We start from the raw sequence: 18,020 nt of genomic DNA, 5'->3' as shown, positions 1-18,020 counted from the left end.
CCGCAAAGTGCTTTTTGAATCCATTTTTGTTAGACAATCGAACAAACTTTCGCTAATCTAAAAGAATAGTCTGAATTCAAGACAACATAGGGGGTGTTTCAAATTCGTGTATTCAAACAATTGGCTTGGTTCTTCAAGCTCGAATGGCGGACGTATGCGCTCGGTATCGTCCTACTCATGTTCGTGGCGGCGCTCGAACTCGTGCCGCCACGTATCATCGGCCGAATCGTCGATGAGATCAACCGAGAATTGCTCGAAACAGATTTATTGTGGATGTTGCTCGGCGGGCTCGCGGCTGTCGGCATCGGAAACTATGTGGCCCGCTTCTTCTGGCGGTACTTCATCTTTGGCGCTTCGATTCGGCTCGGTCGGATGTTGCGTAGTCAGCTCTATCGCCATTTCACCGATTTAGATCAACGCTTTTATAAGAAGTCGCGGGTCGGGGATTTGATGGCCCATGCGACGAACGATGTCCAAGCCGTATCGACGACGGCGGGTGCGGGGATTTTGACACTCGTCGACAGCATTACCATGGGGACGTTCGTCATCATCACCATGGTGACGACGATTAGTTGGAAGTTGACGGTCGTAGCGCTGTTGCCGCTGCCGATCATGGTCGCGTTAACGACGCGATACGGCAAACTATTACATAATCGGTTCGGGGTCGCTCAGGCGGCGTTCTCCGAACTGAATGATAAAGTCCAAGAGAGCGTCAGCGGTGTCCGGGTATTGAAATCGGCCGGGGAAGTCGGCCGCGACGTCGACTCGTTCGAGAAGTTATCCGACGAAGTCATGGCGAAGAACGTCCGCGTCGCCAAAATCGATGCCCTATACGACCCGACCATCTTCGGAATCGTCGGCCTCTCATATATCTTATCGATTGGCTATGGTGCCTATTTGATTGAACAAGGCGAGCTGACAATCGGTCAAATCGTCAGTTTCACGGCGTATCTCAGTTTGCTCACTTGGCCGATGCTCGCGTTCGGCTGGCTGTTCAATATCGTCGAACGCGGTCGTGCGTCTTATGACCGAATCGAGCGAATGCTCGCCGTCAAACCTGAGATTCAAGATGACCCGATGGCGGCGACGAAACTTGCCCATTCGGAGATTGAGGCGGACATTCATGTCTTCCGCTATGATGAGACGCCTGTCCTGCAGGACGTCACGTTCCGAATCGAACGCGGCCGCACGCTCGGTATCGTCGGGCGGACCGGTTCCGGTAAAACGACAATCGTTCGATTGTTGACGCGGGAGTATGACGTCCATGACGGCACGATTAAAATCGGGGGCATCAATATCCGACAGGTGAAAAAGTCACTCCTGCTCGACAAAGTCGCCGTCGTCCCGCAAGACCATTTCTTGTTCAGCGACTCGATTGCAAACAATATTGCGTTCGGAAAACCGGAAGCGAAACTTGACGAGATTATGGAGGCGGCTAAAATCGCTGAGGTGCATGATGACATCATGCGGTTACCGGAGGGATACGCAACACTCGTCGGCGAACGGGGCGTGACGTTATCGGGTGGCCAGAAACAACGTATCTCGATTGCGCGTGCGCTCATGATTGAGGCGGACGTATTAATTCTAGACGATGCCCTCTCCGCCGTCGATGCAAAGACGGAAGAAGCGATTATCGAGCATTTCCGGGCCGGGAATCCCGATCAATCTCGGTTGATTGTCGCGCACCGACTGTCCGCAGTCGAGCACGCCGACGAGATTCTCGTTCTCGAAGACGGTCGTATCATCCAACGGGGCCGGCATCAGGACTTGATTCGCGAACCGGGATGGTATAAAGATACGTATGATCGTCAACAGCTCGAAGCAATCGTAGAAGGAGGTGGCCACCATGAAGCATGACGTTCAGGAATGGGCGGTCATCAAACGTCTATTGGCATATACGAATCGTTACTCACGCCCACTCAGCCTCGCTTTCGTGTTCTTGTTGCTCGCCACCGGTGCGAAGCTCGCGGGACCATTTTTAATCAAGGTCTTTATTGATGAGTTTGTGACGCCAGGCGTCTATCCGACGAACTGGGTCGTCACACTGCTCGTCGTTTATTTAGTCTTGCATGTGTCGGCGATCATCTTCGACTATTTACAGTCGATTTCATTCCAAAAGATTGCCTTAAAAATCGTTCAAAACATTCGGATGGATATTTTCCGTCACGTCATGGGCATGCGTCTCGCCTATTTCGACCGGACGCCAGCAGGCGTTCTCGTCTCGCGGATTACGAACGACACCGAGGCGGTCAAGGAGCTTTACGTCGGGGTGATGAGCACGTTCGTCCAATCGGCCGTGCAGCTGCTCGGGACATACGTGTTCCTTTATATCCTCGAACCGACGCTCGCAACGATGGGGCTTGTGCTCGTGCCATTGTTCTGGCTCATCATCTGGGTGTATCGTCGCTACTCGACGAAGTATTTCGCCCAAGTGCGTGATCTGCTGTCACAATTGAACGGACAGTTGAATGAGTCGATTAACGGGATGGGAATCGTTCAACAGTTCCGTCAAGAAGAGCGGCTTGTCCGCCAATTCGAAGAGACGAACGAGGCCCACCAAGAAGCACGTTATCGGAACTTGAAGCTCGACAGTATGTTATTGCGACCGATCATCGAATTGTTGCTCGCCTTCTCAATTATCGGGTTGCTCGGCTATTACGGCGTCTTGTCAACGACCGAGCAAGTACAAGTCGGGGTCGTCTACGCCTTTATCAGCTATATCGAACGAATCTTCCGTCCCGTGCTCGATATCATGCAACGCTTGAGCGAATTTCAACAGGCGGTCGTTTCGGCGGACCGAGTTTTCAAAGTCTTGGACACGGATGAACCGGCCCCAGGAAAGAGCTTGGAGGGAACGGCTGAAATTGGCTCCGGAGAAGTACGCTTCGAAAACGTCACGTTCAGCTATGACGGAGAAGTCGACGTATTGAAACACATCTCGTTCGTCGCCAAGCCGGGAGAGACAGTCGCGCTCGTCGGTCATACCGGGAGCGGAAAGAGTTCAATCATCAACTTGTTGACTCGGTTCTATCCGTATCAATCAGGACAAATCACGATCGATGGGCATCCGATTGAGCAGTTCGAGGAAGCCGAACTTCGAGCCAAAGTCGGCCTTGTGCTCCAAGACCCGTTCTTGTTCACAGGGACGATCGAGGACAACTTAAAACTATTTAACCCGACGATTGACTCGGACAAAGTCCGGGAAGCAGCTGAGTTCGTCCAAGCCCATACGTTCGTCGAGAAACTCGAGGCCGGCTACGGGCATACGGTCGGTGAACGGGGGGCGACGTTCTCGAGCGGGGAACGGCAATTGCTCGCGTTCGCCCGGACGGTCGCCCGGGATCCGAAAATCTTGATTTTGGATGAGGCGACGAGTTCGATTGATACCGAGACCGAGGAGCGCGTTCAGCTCGCCCTCGAGCGGATGAGACGTGGTCGGACGACGATTGCCATCGCACACCGGCTCTCGACAATTCAAGATGCCGACTTGATTCTCGTCCTCCATCGAGGTGAAATCGTCGAACGAGGTAATCATCAATCGTTATTGAAACAAGACGGGCTCTACAAAAAGATGTATGAACTTCAATCAGGCCAACGTCTGATGTCATAAATTACAAAAAAAGACGCCAATACCGGCGTCTTTTTTTCCATGAAAAGGCTCTCCACAAATGTGATGCGGAGAGCCGTTCATTTAAAAGTTTAGGTGTTCTGAAGCATATATAGCCAGGACGTGACGTGTGATCAGCTTGTCTAACTCTTGGCTGACGTGAATCACTTCAGGAGACGTCCAACTTTGCTGTGAAGCGATTTCGTACAGTTCATCGCGTTTCTGTTCAATGGCATAATGTAAGTTTTCAGCTGTGATGACCGCCACGGTATTTCCCCCATCGTTATAAAGTCAAAACTGTTTCTTAGGAATATCCAAATCTTAGCATCTAACACTACTGTTTACAAGTTTCATTTCCATTTCAAAGATTACAATTTCACTCAAAAAATCGTTGCAGAAAAAGATTCGAGCATTTTGAAAAGGTTTTCGCTATAATGGGGCTGAAAGGTGGAAGATCGCATGGAAGTTACCCTTTGGCTCGCATTTGGGGCGGGCGTCTTGTCATTTTTGTCTCCGTGCACGCTACCGTTGTATCCAGTCTTTTTATCGTATATTACAGGAGTCTCTGTCTCTGACTTAAAGAGTGAGGGACTGCGGCAGCGCACGGCATGGTTTCATACGTTCTCATTCCTCTTCGGTTTCTCCATCGTCTTTCTCGTGCTTGGTTTGTCGACCTCGTTGATCGCCGACGTATTCATTCAATACAAAGATAGCTTGCGCATGTTCGGTGCCATCCTTATCTTCGTATTCGGTGTCTTCTTGGCAGGTCTCTGGCAACCACGCTTCATGATGCGCGAGAAAAAACTCGCATTAGGAGAGCGCAAGAGCGGCTATTTTGGGACGGCACTCATCGGAATCGGATTCGCAGCAGGGTGGACACCTTGTACCGGACCGATTCTTGCTGGCGTCATCGCCCTCGCGGCGTCGAACCCGAGTCAGGGAATGGGCTATATGTTGGCGTACGTCATCGGCTTTGCCATCCCATTCCTCGTTATGGCCGGTTTTGTCGGCAAAATCAAGTACTTGGCACGCAATAGCGCCAAGGTAGCAAGATTCGGAGGCTATTTGATGATGGCTTTCGGTGTCGTATTATATTTTGATGGAATGAACCGCTTCGCTGCTTGGATGAGCGAATTAGTAGGATTCACCGGATTTTAAAGGGGTTGACCGAATGTCGATATTTTGGGGATCGACCCTCGTCGCACTGATGATGGGCTTGATTGCGAGCTTCGTTCGCGTCAAAGCGTCAGCACGTCCGACGAATGCGAAAAAGATTTTGATTCCGCCGCTGGCGATGTCGACGGGCATGTTACAATTTCTCGTCCCGGCGTTTCGGCTGACTTGGCTCGAGGTCGGAGAGGCGCTGATCGTCGGATTGATTTTCAGCGTGTTCCTCATCAAGACGTCGAATTTCGAGAAACGTGACGGGGAAGTTTATCTATCCCGTTCGAAAGCGTTCTTTATCGTCGTGTTTATCTTATTGGCCATCCGGACGGTCATGAAGGCGTTTCTCGGGGACGAGGTAAACATATTCGCGACGGGCGGCCTGTTCTATTTGATCGCCTGGGGCATGATTGTCCCGTGGCGCATCGCCATGTATCAAAAGTACAAACAAATCGTAGCATCATAAACGGCGTCCCTTGCGAGGGACGCCGTTTTGTCGATTAAGAAGATTTTTTGGTCATGGCTGCTTCGGTCTCGGCATCGATTCCGGTGTTGGCCTTGACGAGAATCCGTTCGAAGTTTCCGGCGACTTCATCTGACTTCGTCACGTACGTCCCGACGATAGCGGCGAGGAAACCGAGCGGGATCGACACGATGCCCGGATTCGTGAGCGGGAACAGAGCCTCACCGATAAAGATGGCGGAACCGTCCGGCGCCCATACGTTCGGGCTGATGGCGACGAGGAAGAGTGACGAGAACAAGCCGACAATCATGCCGAACACGGCTCCTCCGGTGTTGAACCGTCTCCAGTAAATCGTGAACAAGATGACCGGCAAGTTCGCACTGGCGGCCACGGCGAAAGCGAGCGAGACGAGGAAAGCGACGTTCATCGACTGTGCGAAAAACGCGAGTCCCATCGAGACGAGGGCGACAGCGATCGAAGCGATGCGGGCAGCCGTGACTTGTTCTTTCTCAGTCGCTTCTCCCTTACGGACGATATGTCCATAGAAGTCGTGGGCGAATGCCGAGGCGGCCGAAAGGACGAGGCCGGCGACGACGGCAAGGATCGTGGCAAATGCGATTGCCGCGACAAAGGCGAACAACAAGTCGCCGCCGAGCACTTGGGCCAGGAGCGGTGCGGCCATATTGCCGGCCGGGTTGGCGGCGATAATGGCATCCGAGCCGACGAATGCGGCAGCCCCGAATCCGAGGAAGATTGTCAATATGTAGAACGCACCGATGATCCATGTCGCATAGACGACCGATTGGCGTGCTGTCGGTGCATCTTTGACCGTGAAGAAACGGATAAGGATGTGGGGCAGCCCCGCCGTCCCGAGGACGAGTGCCAAGTTGAGCGAGATCGTGTCGAGCGGGAGCTTGAACTTGTTGCCTGGGTTCAAGAAACTGTCGCCGAGCGGCGTCGCCTTGCTCACTTCGGAGAACATGGTGAAGACAGAGAAGTCAAAGCGAGCGAACACGAGAAACGAGATGATGGCGGTCCCGATCATCAATAGCACAGCTTTCGTGATCTGTACCCATGACGTCGCGGTCATCCCTCCGAAGACGACGTACACCGTCATCAAAATCCCGACGACGACGACACTCGTCGTGTATGGGATGCCGAGCAATAACTCGATGAGCGCGCCGGCCCCGACGAGCTGGGCGATCATATAGAAAATCGAGATGACGATGGCGTTCATGGCGGCGACACCGCGCACGCGCGGTTTGTTGAATCGAGCCGCAATCATATCGGCCATCGTATACTTGCCAAGGTTACGGAGCGGCTCGGCCACGAGGTAGAGCACGACGAGATAAGCCACCAAGAAGCCGATTGAATAGAAGAAACCGTCAAATCCGGCGAGGGCAATCATCCCGGCAATCCCGAGGAAAGAAGCTGCCGACATATAGTCCCCGGCGATGGCGAGCCCATTTTGGAAACCGGTCAACCCTCCATCGGCCGTATAAAAGTCGCTCGCGGTCTTCGTTTTACGAGCGGCGAAGAACGTGATGACGAGCGTGAGCCCGACAATCGCGAGGAATAATAAAATAGCGGTCCAGTTCATCGGTCGTCCTCCTCTTGTTTGATGGCGGTGACGAGTTCGTCAAACCGACGGGCCCGGCGGCTGTACATCACACAGAACATCCAGGTCATAAAGAATTGGGCGAAGGCGAGCACCCAGGCCCATGTGATGTCTCCGGCGACCGGGATATTCAAAAAGGTGAAGTAACTTGTCGAGATTGGCAACGTGAAGTAGAAGATAAGGGAGAAGATGATGGATGGAACAATGAACCGATTCTTTTCTCGCATCAGTTTGTGAAACGTCTGGCTCTCGACAATCGCTTCGGCGGAGCGGGTACTGTCGGTTTGCGTGACATGTGTGACATCATGCATATAAAAACCTCCTTCGGCATCAAGATACGTACATTATAGAAATGTAAATAAAGGAAAAGCTATCCATTTTTTATTGCGGAAAACGAAATTGTTATACTAATATTGGTCATACCACTTTAATGTAAGCGTTTCCAATATTGTCTATATTATGAACATTATCTTTAGATAGTTACCACTCGTGAAAAGGGTACTTTTGACCTATTAGTCGTATGGCACAATTTCGTAAGCAGGAGACATAATCAGTCGGCTACGATGAGTCGACATCAAGAGTGAACAAAAAGACGCCAGGCACATGTCCTGACGTCTCGTCTTATTGTTGGAAGTAATGTTGATACACTTTCCAGTCGATTTGCTCTTCTTCAAGTGCCTTCTTTAAGAACTTATGATCCCGTTTTGGTGTTGCGGCGATATAGCCTTTGACGACGAGCTCGGTTGTCATTTCACGGGCCCGGGTCTCGAGGGCGAATTGTCCGATCTTACCGGCGATCTTGCGGATGGCGACGTCGCGGAACAGCTCTGGTACCGGCGTGACGAGGCGGTCGAGCAACGTTCGCGTCTCCGGCGTCCATAAGTGGCGCGTCTTGTCGATGTAGTCATCCTCGATGTCGAGTAGTGAGCGTCCATCTTCTTTTGGCATTCGTTTCAAAAATTTACGGAACATAAAGTAACCGCCGATCGACATTAACCCGATCATCACGAATCCCCAGAAGACAATGAAATACATCATCAAGTTTTCTGGCATCGTTTTTCCCCCGTTCTGTCATTTCACGATCATTCAAGCTAAGTATACAAAAAAGGGGCGCGATACAAAAGCTACAGCTATTCATTCCCTACTATAAAGATGGACGAAACGGGCCGGTTTCGTTAGAATAGATAGCGTTGCAGTGAGCAAGACATCGTATAAATCGTATTGTCCAGAAAGGAAAGAGCCATACATGAATCAATTAAAACAAGAAGTTGAGAAGCGTCGTATTTTCGGCATCATCTCGCACCCAGATGCCGGTAAGACGACGCTGACGGAGAAGTTGCTCCTTCACGGGGGTGCCATCCGTGAGGCGGGGACGGTCAAAGCCCGCAAAAATTCCAAGCATGCCAAGTCGGACTGGATGGAAATCGAGAAACAACGTGGGATCTCGGTCACCTCGTCGGTCATGCAGTTCGTCTATCAAGATAAGGTCGTCTCAATTATGGACACGCCCGGACACAACGATTTCGGGGAAGACACGTATCGTGTGTTGACGTCGGTCGATAGTGCCGTCATGGTCATCGATGCGGCCAAAGGGATTGAGACGCAGACGAAGAAATTATTCCAAGTCTGTCGGATGCGGGGAATTCCAATCTTCACGTTCATGAACAAATTGGACCGCCAAGCGAGAGACCCACTTGAACTCATGGAAGAGCTCGAAGAAGTGCTCGGCATGCCTTCGGTCGCCGTCACGTGGCCGATCGGGAGCGGGATGCAGTTCGAAGGCGTGTACGACCGTCTGAAGAACGAAGTTCACTTGTTCCGCGGTGAAAAATCGACGCTCACGTTAAACGAGGACGGCGTCAATGACCCGATTCTCGCCGACTATTTGACGGAAGAGAACTTGACGAACCTTCGAGACGAAATCGATCTTCTTGACGGTGCCGGCAATGAAATCGAAGTCGATGCGATTCAGCACGGGAAATTGACTCCGGTCTTTTTCGGGACGGCCCTCGTCGACTTCGGTGTGACATCGTTCTTGAACCACTATCTCGCCATGTCACCGGCCCCTGAGGCCCGTAAGTCGAATGTCGGTCCAATCGACCCGACGTCAGAAGAGTTCAGCGGCTTCGTCTTCAAGATTCAAGCGAACATGAACCCGGCCCACCGTGACCGCATCGCCTTCGTCCGCATCTGTTCGGGCGTGTTCGAGCGCGGCATGGACGTCACACTCACGCGGACAGGGAAGAAAATTAAATTGAGTCAATCGACGCAGCTCATGGCCAACGACCGCGAAACGGTCGATCAGGCGTTCGCTGGAGACGTGATCGGGATTTACGATTCGGGGACGTACCAAATCGGCGATACAATCACGACGTCGAAACAGAAAATCGCGTTCGAGGCGTTGCCGACGTTCCCGCCTGAACTGTTCATGCGCGTCTCGCCAATCAACTCGCTCAAGTCGAAACATTTCCACAAAGGTGTGGAGCAGCTCGCCCAAGAGGGAGCGATTCAAGTGTATCGCAACGAATATAACGAGATTTATCTCGGTGCGGTCGGTCAACTCCAATTCGAAGTGTTCGAGTATCGCTTGAACAACGAATACGGCGTCGACATCCGTATGGAGCCAGTCTCGTACAGCGTTGCGCGTTGGGTGAAGGACAAGGAGTTGAAGGCGCTCAAGCCGTTCCAGGACTCACGCAACATGCTCGTGACGGATCGTTGGGAGCGTCCCGTGTTCTTGTTCGCCAACGAGTTCACATTCGATCGCTTCAAAGAACGGTATGAAGATGAGCTCACGCTCGTCGACGCCCTCGACGTCAACGTCGAGATTGGCGCAGAATAATGATTAAAGACGGCTCTAGTCCAAGGGCCGTCTTTTCTTGTTTCAGTGAATCTGACACTATTGATAAGTTTTACTTATGACTAATTTGTGACGGAATGTATTTTACGTCACGCTATAGTTGTATTATGATAAACATGTGATAAGTAAGCGATTACGGCACGTGCCGGCATCGCCGCTTTCAAAAAGGGGGATATCGTATGGAACAGACGAACGTATTAGACGCTTTCAAGTCTCGGACACAGTTCGAGGTCAATGGACAAGCGTACGATTTTTACCGGCTCAAAAAGCTTGAAGAAGAAGGGGTGACGGAACTTAGTCGACTTCCGTACTCGATTCGCGTATTGCTCGAATCTGTGCTTCGCCAACAGGATGGCCGCGCCATCACGAAAGAACATGTCGAGAACTTGGCTAAATGGGGTACTGCCGAAGTTTCGAAAGATATCGATGTTCCGTTCAAACCGGCTCGTGTCGTTCTTCAAGACTTTACGGGTGTGCCGACGGTCGTTGACCTCGCTTCACTTCGTAAGGCGATGGCTGACCTTGGTGGAGACCCGAACAAAATCAATCCTGAAATCCCGGTTGACCTCGTCGTCGACCACTCAGTCCAAGTCGATGCGTATGGTTTTGCCGGCGCACTCATGAAAAACATGGACATCGAGTTCGAGCGTAACGAAGAGCGTTACAAATTCTTGCGTTGGGCCCAGACGGCGTTCGACAACTATCGTGCCGTCCCACCTGCGACAGGGATCGTTCACCAAGTCAACTTGGAGTACTTGGCATCGGTCGTCCTCGAGAAGAATGACGGAACGGGCAACGTCGCCTATCCAGACTCGCTCGTCGGAACAGACTCGCACACGACGATGATCAACGGTCTCGGCGTCCTCGGTTGGGGTGTCGGTGGAATCGAAGCCGAGGCGAGCATGCTCGGACAACCGTCTTACTTCCCGGTACCAGACGTCGTCGGCGTCAAAATCGTCGGTGAAGTCAACCCGGGTGTCACAGCGACTGACGTCGCGCTCGTCGTCACAGAGATGCTCCGTAACGAGAAAGTCGTCGGCAAGTTCGTCGAGTTCTTCGGACCGTCGCTTCACACGATGCCGCTCTCGGACCGGGCGACAATCGCCAACATGGCACCTGAATATGGTGCGACATGTGGCTTCTTCCCAGTCGATACAGAGACGCTCAACTACATGCGCACGACAGGTCGCCCAGAAGAATTGATCGACCTCGTCGAAGCCTACTCGAAAGCGAACGACTTGTTCTATACGCCAGACCAGGCCGACCCGTCGTTCACGAAAACGCTCACGCTCGACTTGTCGAAAGTAGAGCCGTCGCTCGCTGGACCTAAACGTCCACAAGACCGGATCAACTTGTCAGACCTTCAGACGGCGTTCGTCGATAGCGTGACAGCACCAGCCGGACACAGCGGTTTCGGTCTTGAAAAAGCCGAGCTTGAGAAGACGGCAGCTGTCAACTACACGGACGGCGCTGTCGACATGCGTACAGGTGACGTGGCAATCGCAGCGATCACAAGTTGTACGAACACGTCGAACCCATACGTTATGGTCGGAGCAGGACTTGTCGCGAAGAAAGCCGTCGAACGTGGTCTCACGGTTCCGAAATTCGTGAAGACGTCGCTCGCACCAGGCTCGAAAGTCGTTACCGATTACCTCGATAAAGCCGGTCTCACGCCGTATCTCGACCAACTCGGTTTCAACACCGTCGGTTACGGATGTACGACGTGTATCGGAAACTCGGGTCCACTCGACCGCGAAGTCGAAGAAGCGATCACATCGAACGATCTGCTCGTCTCGTCGGTCCTCTCGGGGAACCGTAACTTCGAAGGCCGTGTCCACCCGCTCGTGAAAGCGAACTTCTTGGCGTCACCGCCACTCGTCGTCGCGTACGCGCTCGCCGGATCGGTCAACTTCGACATCATGAACGAGTCGTTCGGAACGGACAAAGATGGCAACGAGGTCTTCTTCAAAGACATCTGGCCATCAAACGATGAAATCAAGATGGTCGTTCAAGACGTCGTCTCACCGGAAGCGTTCCGTAAAGAGTACGACACGGTGTTCACAGGAAACGAGCGTTGGAACGCCCTCGACGTGCCTGAAGGCAACTTGTATGACTTCTCGGACGATTCAACGTATATCCAAAACCCGCCATTCTTCGAAAACCTCGAGCCGGAAGCGGGAGAAGTTCATGCGTTGAACGGACTCCGCGTCATCGGGAAGTTTGCTGATTCGGTCACGACCGATCACATCTCACCAGCTGGAGCATTCTCGAAAACGACACCAGCCGGCCAATACCTTCAATCGAAAGGTGTCGCACCGCTCGACTTTAACTCGTATGGTTCACGCCGCGGAAATCACGAAGTCATGATGCGCGGTACGTTCGCGAATATCCGTATCCGTAACCAAGTCGCACCAGGCACTGAAGGCGGCTTCACGACGTACTGGCCGACGGGCGAAATCATGCCGATGTACGATGCGGCCATGAAGTACAAAGAGCAAGGCACAGGCCTTGTCGTCTTCGCTGGAAACGACTACGGTATGGGCTCGTCACGTGACTGGGCAGCCAAAGGAACGAACTTGCTCGGAATTCGTGCCGTCATCGCGCAAAGCTTCGAACGGATTCACCGCTCGAACCTCGTCATGATGGGCGTATTGCCACTCCAGTTCATGGACGGGGAGTCAGCTGACTCACTCGGACTCACAGGCGAAGAAGCGATCGACATCCAAGTCGACGAGTCAGTCCGCCCACGTGATATCCTGAACGTCAAAGCAACACATGAGAACGGCACAGTGACCGAGTTTAAAGTCGTCGCGCGCTTCGATTCAGAAGTCGAGATCGATTATTACCGTCACGGTGGCATCTTGCAGATGGTTCTCCGTAACAAATTGAAATAAGCAACATAGCCTTCCTTTGCAAAAAGGAAGGTTTTTTTTGTGAATGTGCGAATAAAAGGTGAGAGGATGACTCATATCGGGAAGAGAATGGGGAGAGGGGGGAGTGTATGGAACGACAGACGAAATCAGGTAAAAACTGGTGGCAACGGCTGACGCAAAAAGAGGAAGTGCCGGAGGAAGAAATCGACCTCACGCTTCCGCAGTTGCGCGAAGCCATCCATGAATATGAGCAGACGTTGCCGAAAGGCGTCAATCGCACGGTCTTGCTCGACGAGACGCAAGAAATCGATTTGGCTCGACTGAAAAAACACTTGCCCGGTAAACCGAGACAGCGGTTCTATATGTCAAAAGAGACGTTTCATATCGTCCCTGAGGACGAGCGGGAATTGGTCTATGAGATGGATCAAGTGCAACGGGCGCTCGATTTATACTTTGAACAAGAAAAAAAAATACCGTTTCGAAAATTTCAACAGACACTGCAATTGGATTTGACTCGATTACGTGAAGGCGGCTACTTGAAAGTACTGCCGAAACGGCCCTATTACGTCGTTGACGAGACATTAATCGTGTCCTTGGAACCGAAACCGCCAGAGTGACGACACGCCATCGTCACTTTTTTTGACATGGTCGTCCGAACACGTCGCGGGGTTGAGTCTGGTTTACAAACTATGTTACGGTGGAAAACGTATATGAAAATAAGAAAATTGAATAGGAGTGAGATTATGGAAAGGAAAAGCAAAGTGACGACCGTTTTTCTCGTTTCAGCCATCATTACGGTCTTATTCACGATCTGGGGTGTCATCCCAGAGAGCGTCCTCGGTAACGCTAGTCTCTTAAATGTGACGACGAAACTGCAGGGCTGGCTCTCGAACGGCTTTGGTTGGTTCTATTTACTCAGTGCGACCGGGATTCTCATCGTAGCCATCTTTTTAATCTTCTCGAGGTTCGGGTCAATTCGACTAGGTAAAGACACGGATCGCCCAGAGTTCGGCTATTTGTCATGGTTCGCCATGCTCTTCAGCGCCGGGATGGGTATCGGACTTGTTTTCTGGGGAGCAGCCGAACCGCTATCACATTTTCACGCGCCGCCATTCGAGTCGGGTACACCTGAAGGCGATGCGCGCACTGCAATGCGTTACTCGTTCTTCCATTGGGGACTACACCCATGGGCGATTTACGCAATGATTGCGCTAGCAATTGCTTACTCGACATTCCGGAAAGGGCGTCCGGCGACGATCGGGGAGACGATCGGATCTCTCGTCAATGACCGCTTTGAACGACCGGTCAAGCAGACGGTCGATGTGTTGGCCATCATCGCGACCGCGTTCGGTGTGGCGACTTCGCTCGGCTTCGGGGCCCAGCAAATTGCCGGCGGGATTCACTTCTTGATTCCGAACGTGCCGAACGCCTTCTCGACCCAATTGATTATCATCGCCGTCGTAACGGTGCTCTATATGATCAGTGCCTCGACGGGAATCGAGAAAGGGATTCGAATCTTGAGTAATACGAATATCTTTCTCGCTATCGTACTGCTAGTCGCGACACTGATTGCCGGACCGAGTGCGTTCATCCTCGATCTGTTCACCCAGACGATCGGGACGTATTTGCAACAATTACCGTCGATGAGTTTCCGGACGGCAGCGTTTGAGCCGGCGGAACGCGAATGGATCAACGGATGGACGATTTTCTATTGGGCTTGGTGGATTTCATGGTCACCGTTCGTCGGGACGTTTATCGCCCGTGTCTCGAAAGGACGTACGATTCGTGAATTCATTATTGGCATCTTGCTCGTTCCGACCTCGTTCGGTTTGCTCTGGTTCTCCGTCTTCGGCGGTGCGGCCATCTGGGCTGATTTGAACGGTGGGGCCAACTTGATTGCCACGGTCAACGAAATCGGCACTGAAGTCGGCCTGTTCGCCTTGTTCGAGACGTTTGGTGGGTTTGGGACAATCCTTAGTGTCGTCGCCATCTTCTTGGTCTCTGTCTTCTTCATTACGTCAGCGGACTCGGCGACATACGTGCTCGGCATGTTGTCGACGAACGGAAAACTTGTGCCGCCGATGCGGATCAAGCTCATCTGGGGTCTCATTCAGTCATCGATTGCCGCTGTGCTCTTATACGTCGGTGGACTCGGAGCGCTACAAGCGGTCGCCATCCTGGTCGCTTTCCCGTTCATCTTCGTGTTAATTTTGATGATTGTCGCCTTGTTCAAAGATTTGTCTGACGAACCGGACGAACGGGACAAGTATATTGAAGCGTATAAGCAGGAAGAAGAAGATAAGCTCGGATAAAAGGAAAGGGTCTCGGTCGAGGCCCTTTTTTGGTTGTAAATGTTTTGCAGGACCCTCTCGCTAGTGTAGGATAGTAAGTGAAGAAGATTGGGAGGGCATTCTATGAAACAACATGTTAAAAAGCGATTGAGTTGGGTTATTTTTGCGGGAATCCTCATTGTCGGCGCCCTGCTCGCCTATAACTTTTACTCGATCATGAACTTGAATGACGACGAGGGCCGTGTCAACCGGGCCGAACCGTTTTATACATCCGTCGTAATCGGCTATGAAGAGAAAAAATTGCCTGAAAACGGCGAGACGTTGGAAGTTCGTGAATATGAAGTGACATACGATGATGACGGTCACTTCGTGTCCGAGGTCGTGGAGGGCCCTAACGTTGGTGCCCGGGCCGAGTGGGACGGAACCGTTTATCGTGAGTTCAACCCGGACGGCGAGGAGACAAACAGTCAAGAGACGAGCTCCGGTGCCGTGGCTCCGCACCCATTCTTGTCGCGCGCGACGAATGAACAGATTCGTAAATGGCTCGACGATGGGACGCTCGGTTCGAGCGAAGGTGACGTCGATATCATCGGACGGACCGCGCAAGCGTTCGTCAAGAAAGAGTCACCTGAAGCTGTCCCGGCAGAATGGGTCGAAAAGTACCCATCGATATTCAGTGAAGACGACAATGAAGAAGCGGTCACGTATTACGTCGACGCGAACGAGCGAATCTTGCTCGCTGCCGAATCACGAAACAACGGGAAGTTGTTCCATTCGATTCGGATGACTTCTTTTGAATCACGATAATCCGGCGAGGAGCAGACTAAAACGTCGGCTCCTTTGTCGTCTAAAAAGGAGAATACTATGAAACAGATCACCTTGGATCAAGTGCAATCGGACTTGACGGCGTGGGAAGCGGGTGGACGCATCGAGGAAGCGGCGCTATTGTCTTACGCCCATTGGTCGCGCGCGACCGGTCACCGTCAAGAGTTGATTCGCACCTTGACGCTCCTCGCAACGAGACGGTTCGAAGCGCGCCAGACTATCGACCCGTTATTACATCGTTGGGTCAAGGAATTGGAGTCGCTCAACGCATTACCGCCAGCTCTCCGCGTCAGTCAATTATACGAAGTGTTGCGACGTCATAAACAACATTTGCACGTCGAATGGCCGAAATTACGTGAGGCGGATTACGCGTCGATGAAAGTCCAAATTTTAACCGAATACGAAGCGAAGACGTCGGAACTGCTCGAGCAACTTGAACAGCTTCACGACGAGATTGACCGTGCCAAATCCGACCTTCGGGACTCGGAATTCAAAGGACAGCTCGAGCGGTTATTCCTTGTCGTCATCGAGGCGATGCAAGAAGTGGCCGCACTCGAAGATGACACGGCCTCGCTCTTGGCATCGATGCAAGGCAATTACTTCAGCCGTGAGGCGTTCCACCGTTTCGGTGAGCGGGTCGGGCTCGTCAAACAGCGACTGGCCACGATCGTCGAACATTTGCCGGAACAGACGGAACAAGTTCGGTCGAGCGCGATTGAATCACTCGAGGCGATGATCGGGCTCACGGACGTGAAGCAACGTGTCAAAGCGTGGTACCGCTTCCTCTTGTTTCAAAAAGAACGGGAGAAGGCAGGCTTCTCGTCCAAACACCAACCTTCGCTCCATCTCGTGTTCACGGGAAACCCAGGCACCGGTAAGACGACGCTCGCGCGCCTCATGGCCGAGATTTATTTTGAGCTCGGTTTGCTCGCTCGTCCCGACGTCGTCGAGGCGGATCGGTCGAGTCTCGTCGGCGCGTTCGTCGGACAGACGGAAGAGCAAGTCATGAACAAAGTGAAAGAAGCCGAGGGCGGAGTCCTGTTCATCGACGAGGCGTACGCGCTTAAACGTCAGGATGCGAGCGGGAGTGACTATGGACAGGCAGCCATCGATACGCTCGTCGCCGCGATGACGAGTGGTGAGTACGCTGGGAAATTCGTTGTCATCCTCGCCGGTTATCCGGAAGAGATGCGTCACTTTCTATTGGCCAATCCGGGACTACGTTCGCGTTTCCCGGAATCGAACCATTACGAGTTGCCGAACTACAGTGATGACGAGCTCGTCGCCATCGGCGAGAAAGTGGCAGCGGAGAACAATTACGTCCTGACGGTCGAGGCGAAGCGCGCCTTGATTGCGCGGATTGACCGGGAACGGGTCGACGCCACGTTCGGGAACGCGCGCACGGTGCATAACATTTTACTCGACGCCATGTTCAAAAAAGGATCTCGCTTCGGTGCCGATGCCCCGCTCGACGAGATGGCCTTGTTGACGGAAGTCGATTTTGAGATGGATGCGACCGAGGACACGTCAGCCCCGACGCTCGACGACTTGGTCGGGATGGAAGAGGCGAAACGGCAACTGCGTGAAATCGAGGCGCTCGTCACGATTCAAAAACGGCGCCGCGAACTTGGATTGAAGACGGCACCTGTCCAACTTCATGCTGCACTCGTCGGCAACAGCGGGACAGGGAAGACGACGTTCGCCCACCTTTATGCCCAATTGTTGAAGAAGACCGGTTACTTGAAACGCGGACACTTGAAAGTCGTCAGCAGAGCCGATCTTGTCAGCGGTTATGTCGGTCAGACGGCACAGAAGACGAAGGCTGCCATCCGCGATGCGCTCGGCGGTGTGTTGTTGATTGACGAGGCTTATAGTTTGAACGGCGGACCGAACGATTACGGTCGTGAAGCAATCGATACGCTCGTCGACGAGATGCCGAAGCACGGGGACAACCTCGTCGTCGTCATGGCGGGATACGAGGCGCCGATGCGGCGATTGATCGAGTCCAATCCTGGACTGAGTAGTCGGATTAAGCGAACCATCCAGTTCGAGGATTATTCGACCGACCAACTCGTCGAGATTGCTAAGACGTATGCCGCGAAATTTGGCTATACGTATGACGATACGGTGGAGCAAGCGCTTAAAGAGCGACTGTCTGGTATCGACCGGCCGAACGCGCGGACGGCACTGTCGTTGATTGATGAAGCCATCGCGAGACAGTCATACCGTTTGATTGAAAGACAGGCTGAAACTGACGACTTGAATCAGATTTTAGTAGTAGATATTAAGACCAAGTTATAATATAATGACCTTGAAAGC

General features: G+C 52.5%; 14 protein-coding genes. 10 read left to right on the top strand and 4 right to left on the bottom strand.

All coding sequences use genetic code 11. The features are described from left to right. The first annotated feature begins 102 nt into the window (after positions 1-102). A complete protein-coding gene (locus tag KNP95_RS00225; protein WP_214835902.1) occupies positions 103-1,857 on the top strand; it encodes an ABC transporter transmembrane domain-containing protein in 1,755 nt (584 codons plus the stop codon). Then, on the top strand, positions 1,847-3,610 hold the full coding sequence (locus KNP95_RS00220) for an ABC transporter ATP-binding protein (protein WP_021067582.1): 1,764 nt from the start codon (positions 1,847-1,849) through the stop codon (positions 3,608-3,610). The genes KNP95_RS00225 and KNP95_RS00220 overlap by 11 nt, the downstream gene beginning before the upstream one ends. Before the next feature lie 81 nt (positions 3,611-3,691). Here KNP95_RS00220 and KNP95_RS00215 read toward each other — a convergent pair whose 3' ends face one another. After that, positions 3,692-3,874: an aspartyl-phosphate phosphatase Spo0E family protein gene (locus KNP95_RS00215; protein ID WP_214835113.1), complete on the bottom strand. Its 183-nt coding sequence runs from the start codon at positions 3,872-3,874 to the stop codon at positions 3,692-3,694. 192 nt (positions 3,875-4,066) lie between these two features. Here KNP95_RS00215 and KNP95_RS00210 point away from each other — a divergent pair, with 192 nt between their 5' ends. Both KNP95_RS00210 and KNP95_RS00205 read left to right on the top strand, forming a co-directional pair. Continuing rightward, positions 4,067-4,765, top strand: coding sequence for a cytochrome c biogenesis CcdA family protein (locus KNP95_RS00210; protein WP_021067580.1), 699 nt, complete (start codon positions 4,067-4,069; stop codon positions 4,763-4,765). A 19-nt stretch (positions 4,766-4,784) separates the two neighbouring features. Further along, on the top strand, positions 4,785-5,237 hold the full coding sequence (locus tag KNP95_RS00205; protein WP_214835901.1) for a CcdC family protein: 453 nt from the start codon (positions 4,785-4,787) through the stop codon (positions 5,235-5,237). Between the two features lie 34 nt (positions 5,238-5,271). Here the strand turns inward: KNP95_RS00205 and KNP95_RS00200 are convergent, their stop codons facing one another. The 3 genes from KNP95_RS00200 to KNP95_RS00190 all read right to left on the bottom strand — a co-directional run bounded on the left by KNP95_RS00200 (position 5,272) and on the right by KNP95_RS00190 (position 7,905). Then, the gene (locus KNP95_RS00200; protein ID WP_214714766.1) at positions 5,272-6,834 is read right to left on the bottom strand and encodes a solute symporter family protein; all 1,563 of its coding nucleotides are present in this window, start codon (positions 6,832-6,834) and stop codon (positions 5,272-5,274) included. Further along, positions 6,831-7,163: a DUF485 domain-containing protein gene (locus tag KNP95_RS00195; RefSeq protein ID WP_214835112.1), complete on the bottom strand. Its 333-nt coding sequence runs from the start codon at positions 7,161-7,163 to the stop codon at positions 6,831-6,833. Before KNP95_RS00195 ends, KNP95_RS00200 begins: the two co-directional genes overlap by 4 nt. Positions 7,164-7,473: 310 nt before the next feature. Further along, complete coding sequence (locus KNP95_RS00190; protein ID WP_021067576.1) at positions 7,474-7,905, bottom strand: DUF2621 domain-containing protein; 432 nt, start codon at positions 7,903-7,905, stop codon at positions 7,474-7,476. A 193-nt stretch (positions 7,906-8,098) separates the two neighbouring features. On the opposite strand from KNP95_RS00190, the gene KNP95_RS00185 reads away from it, so the two are divergent. The 6 genes from KNP95_RS00185 to KNP95_RS00160 all read left to right on the top strand — a co-directional run bounded on the left by KNP95_RS00185 (position 8,099) and on the right by KNP95_RS00160 (position 18,002). Next, on the top strand, positions 8,099-9,694 hold the full coding sequence (locus tag KNP95_RS00185; RefSeq protein WP_021067575.1) for a peptide chain release factor 3: 1,596 nt from the start codon (positions 8,099-8,101) through the stop codon (positions 9,692-9,694). A 197-nt stretch (positions 9,695-9,891) separates the two neighbouring features. Next, a complete protein-coding gene (gene acnA / locus KNP95_RS00180; protein WP_214835111.1) occupies positions 9,892-12,606 on the top strand; it encodes an aconitate hydratase AcnA in 2,715 nt (904 codons plus the stop codon). A gap of 107 nt (positions 12,607-12,713) precedes the next feature. Continuing rightward, positions 12,714-13,202, top strand: coding sequence for a DUF3939 domain-containing protein (locus KNP95_RS00175; RefSeq protein ID WP_214835110.1), 489 nt, complete (start codon positions 12,714-12,716; stop codon positions 13,200-13,202). Positions 13,203-13,328: 126 nt separating this feature from the next. Further along, positions 13,329-14,897 (top strand): BCCT family transporter, encoded by a 1,569-nt coding sequence (locus KNP95_RS00170; protein ID WP_214835109.1) that lies wholly within the window; start codon positions 13,329-13,331, stop codon positions 14,895-14,897. Positions 14,898-14,999: 102 nt separating this feature from the next. Continuing rightward, on the top strand, positions 15,000-15,683 hold the full coding sequence (locus KNP95_RS00165) for a hypothetical protein (RefSeq protein WP_214835108.1): 684 nt from the start codon (positions 15,000-15,002) through the stop codon (positions 15,681-15,683). A gap of 57 nt (positions 15,684-15,740) precedes the next feature. Further along, the gene (locus KNP95_RS00160; protein ID WP_214835107.1) at positions 15,741-18,002 is read left to right on the top strand and encodes an AAA family ATPase; all 2,262 of its coding nucleotides are present in this window, start codon (positions 15,741-15,743) and stop codon (positions 18,000-18,002) included. Positions 18,003-18,020 lie beyond the last annotated feature (18 nt).

It is taken from the genome of Exiguobacterium sp. s36 (genome assembly GCF_018618345.1).
Taxonomy (GTDB): domain Bacteria; phylum Bacillota; class Bacilli; order Exiguobacteriales; family Exiguobacteriaceae; genus Exiguobacterium; species Exiguobacterium chiriqhucha.
This window is presented reverse-complemented; position numbering and strand designations above follow the sequence as displayed.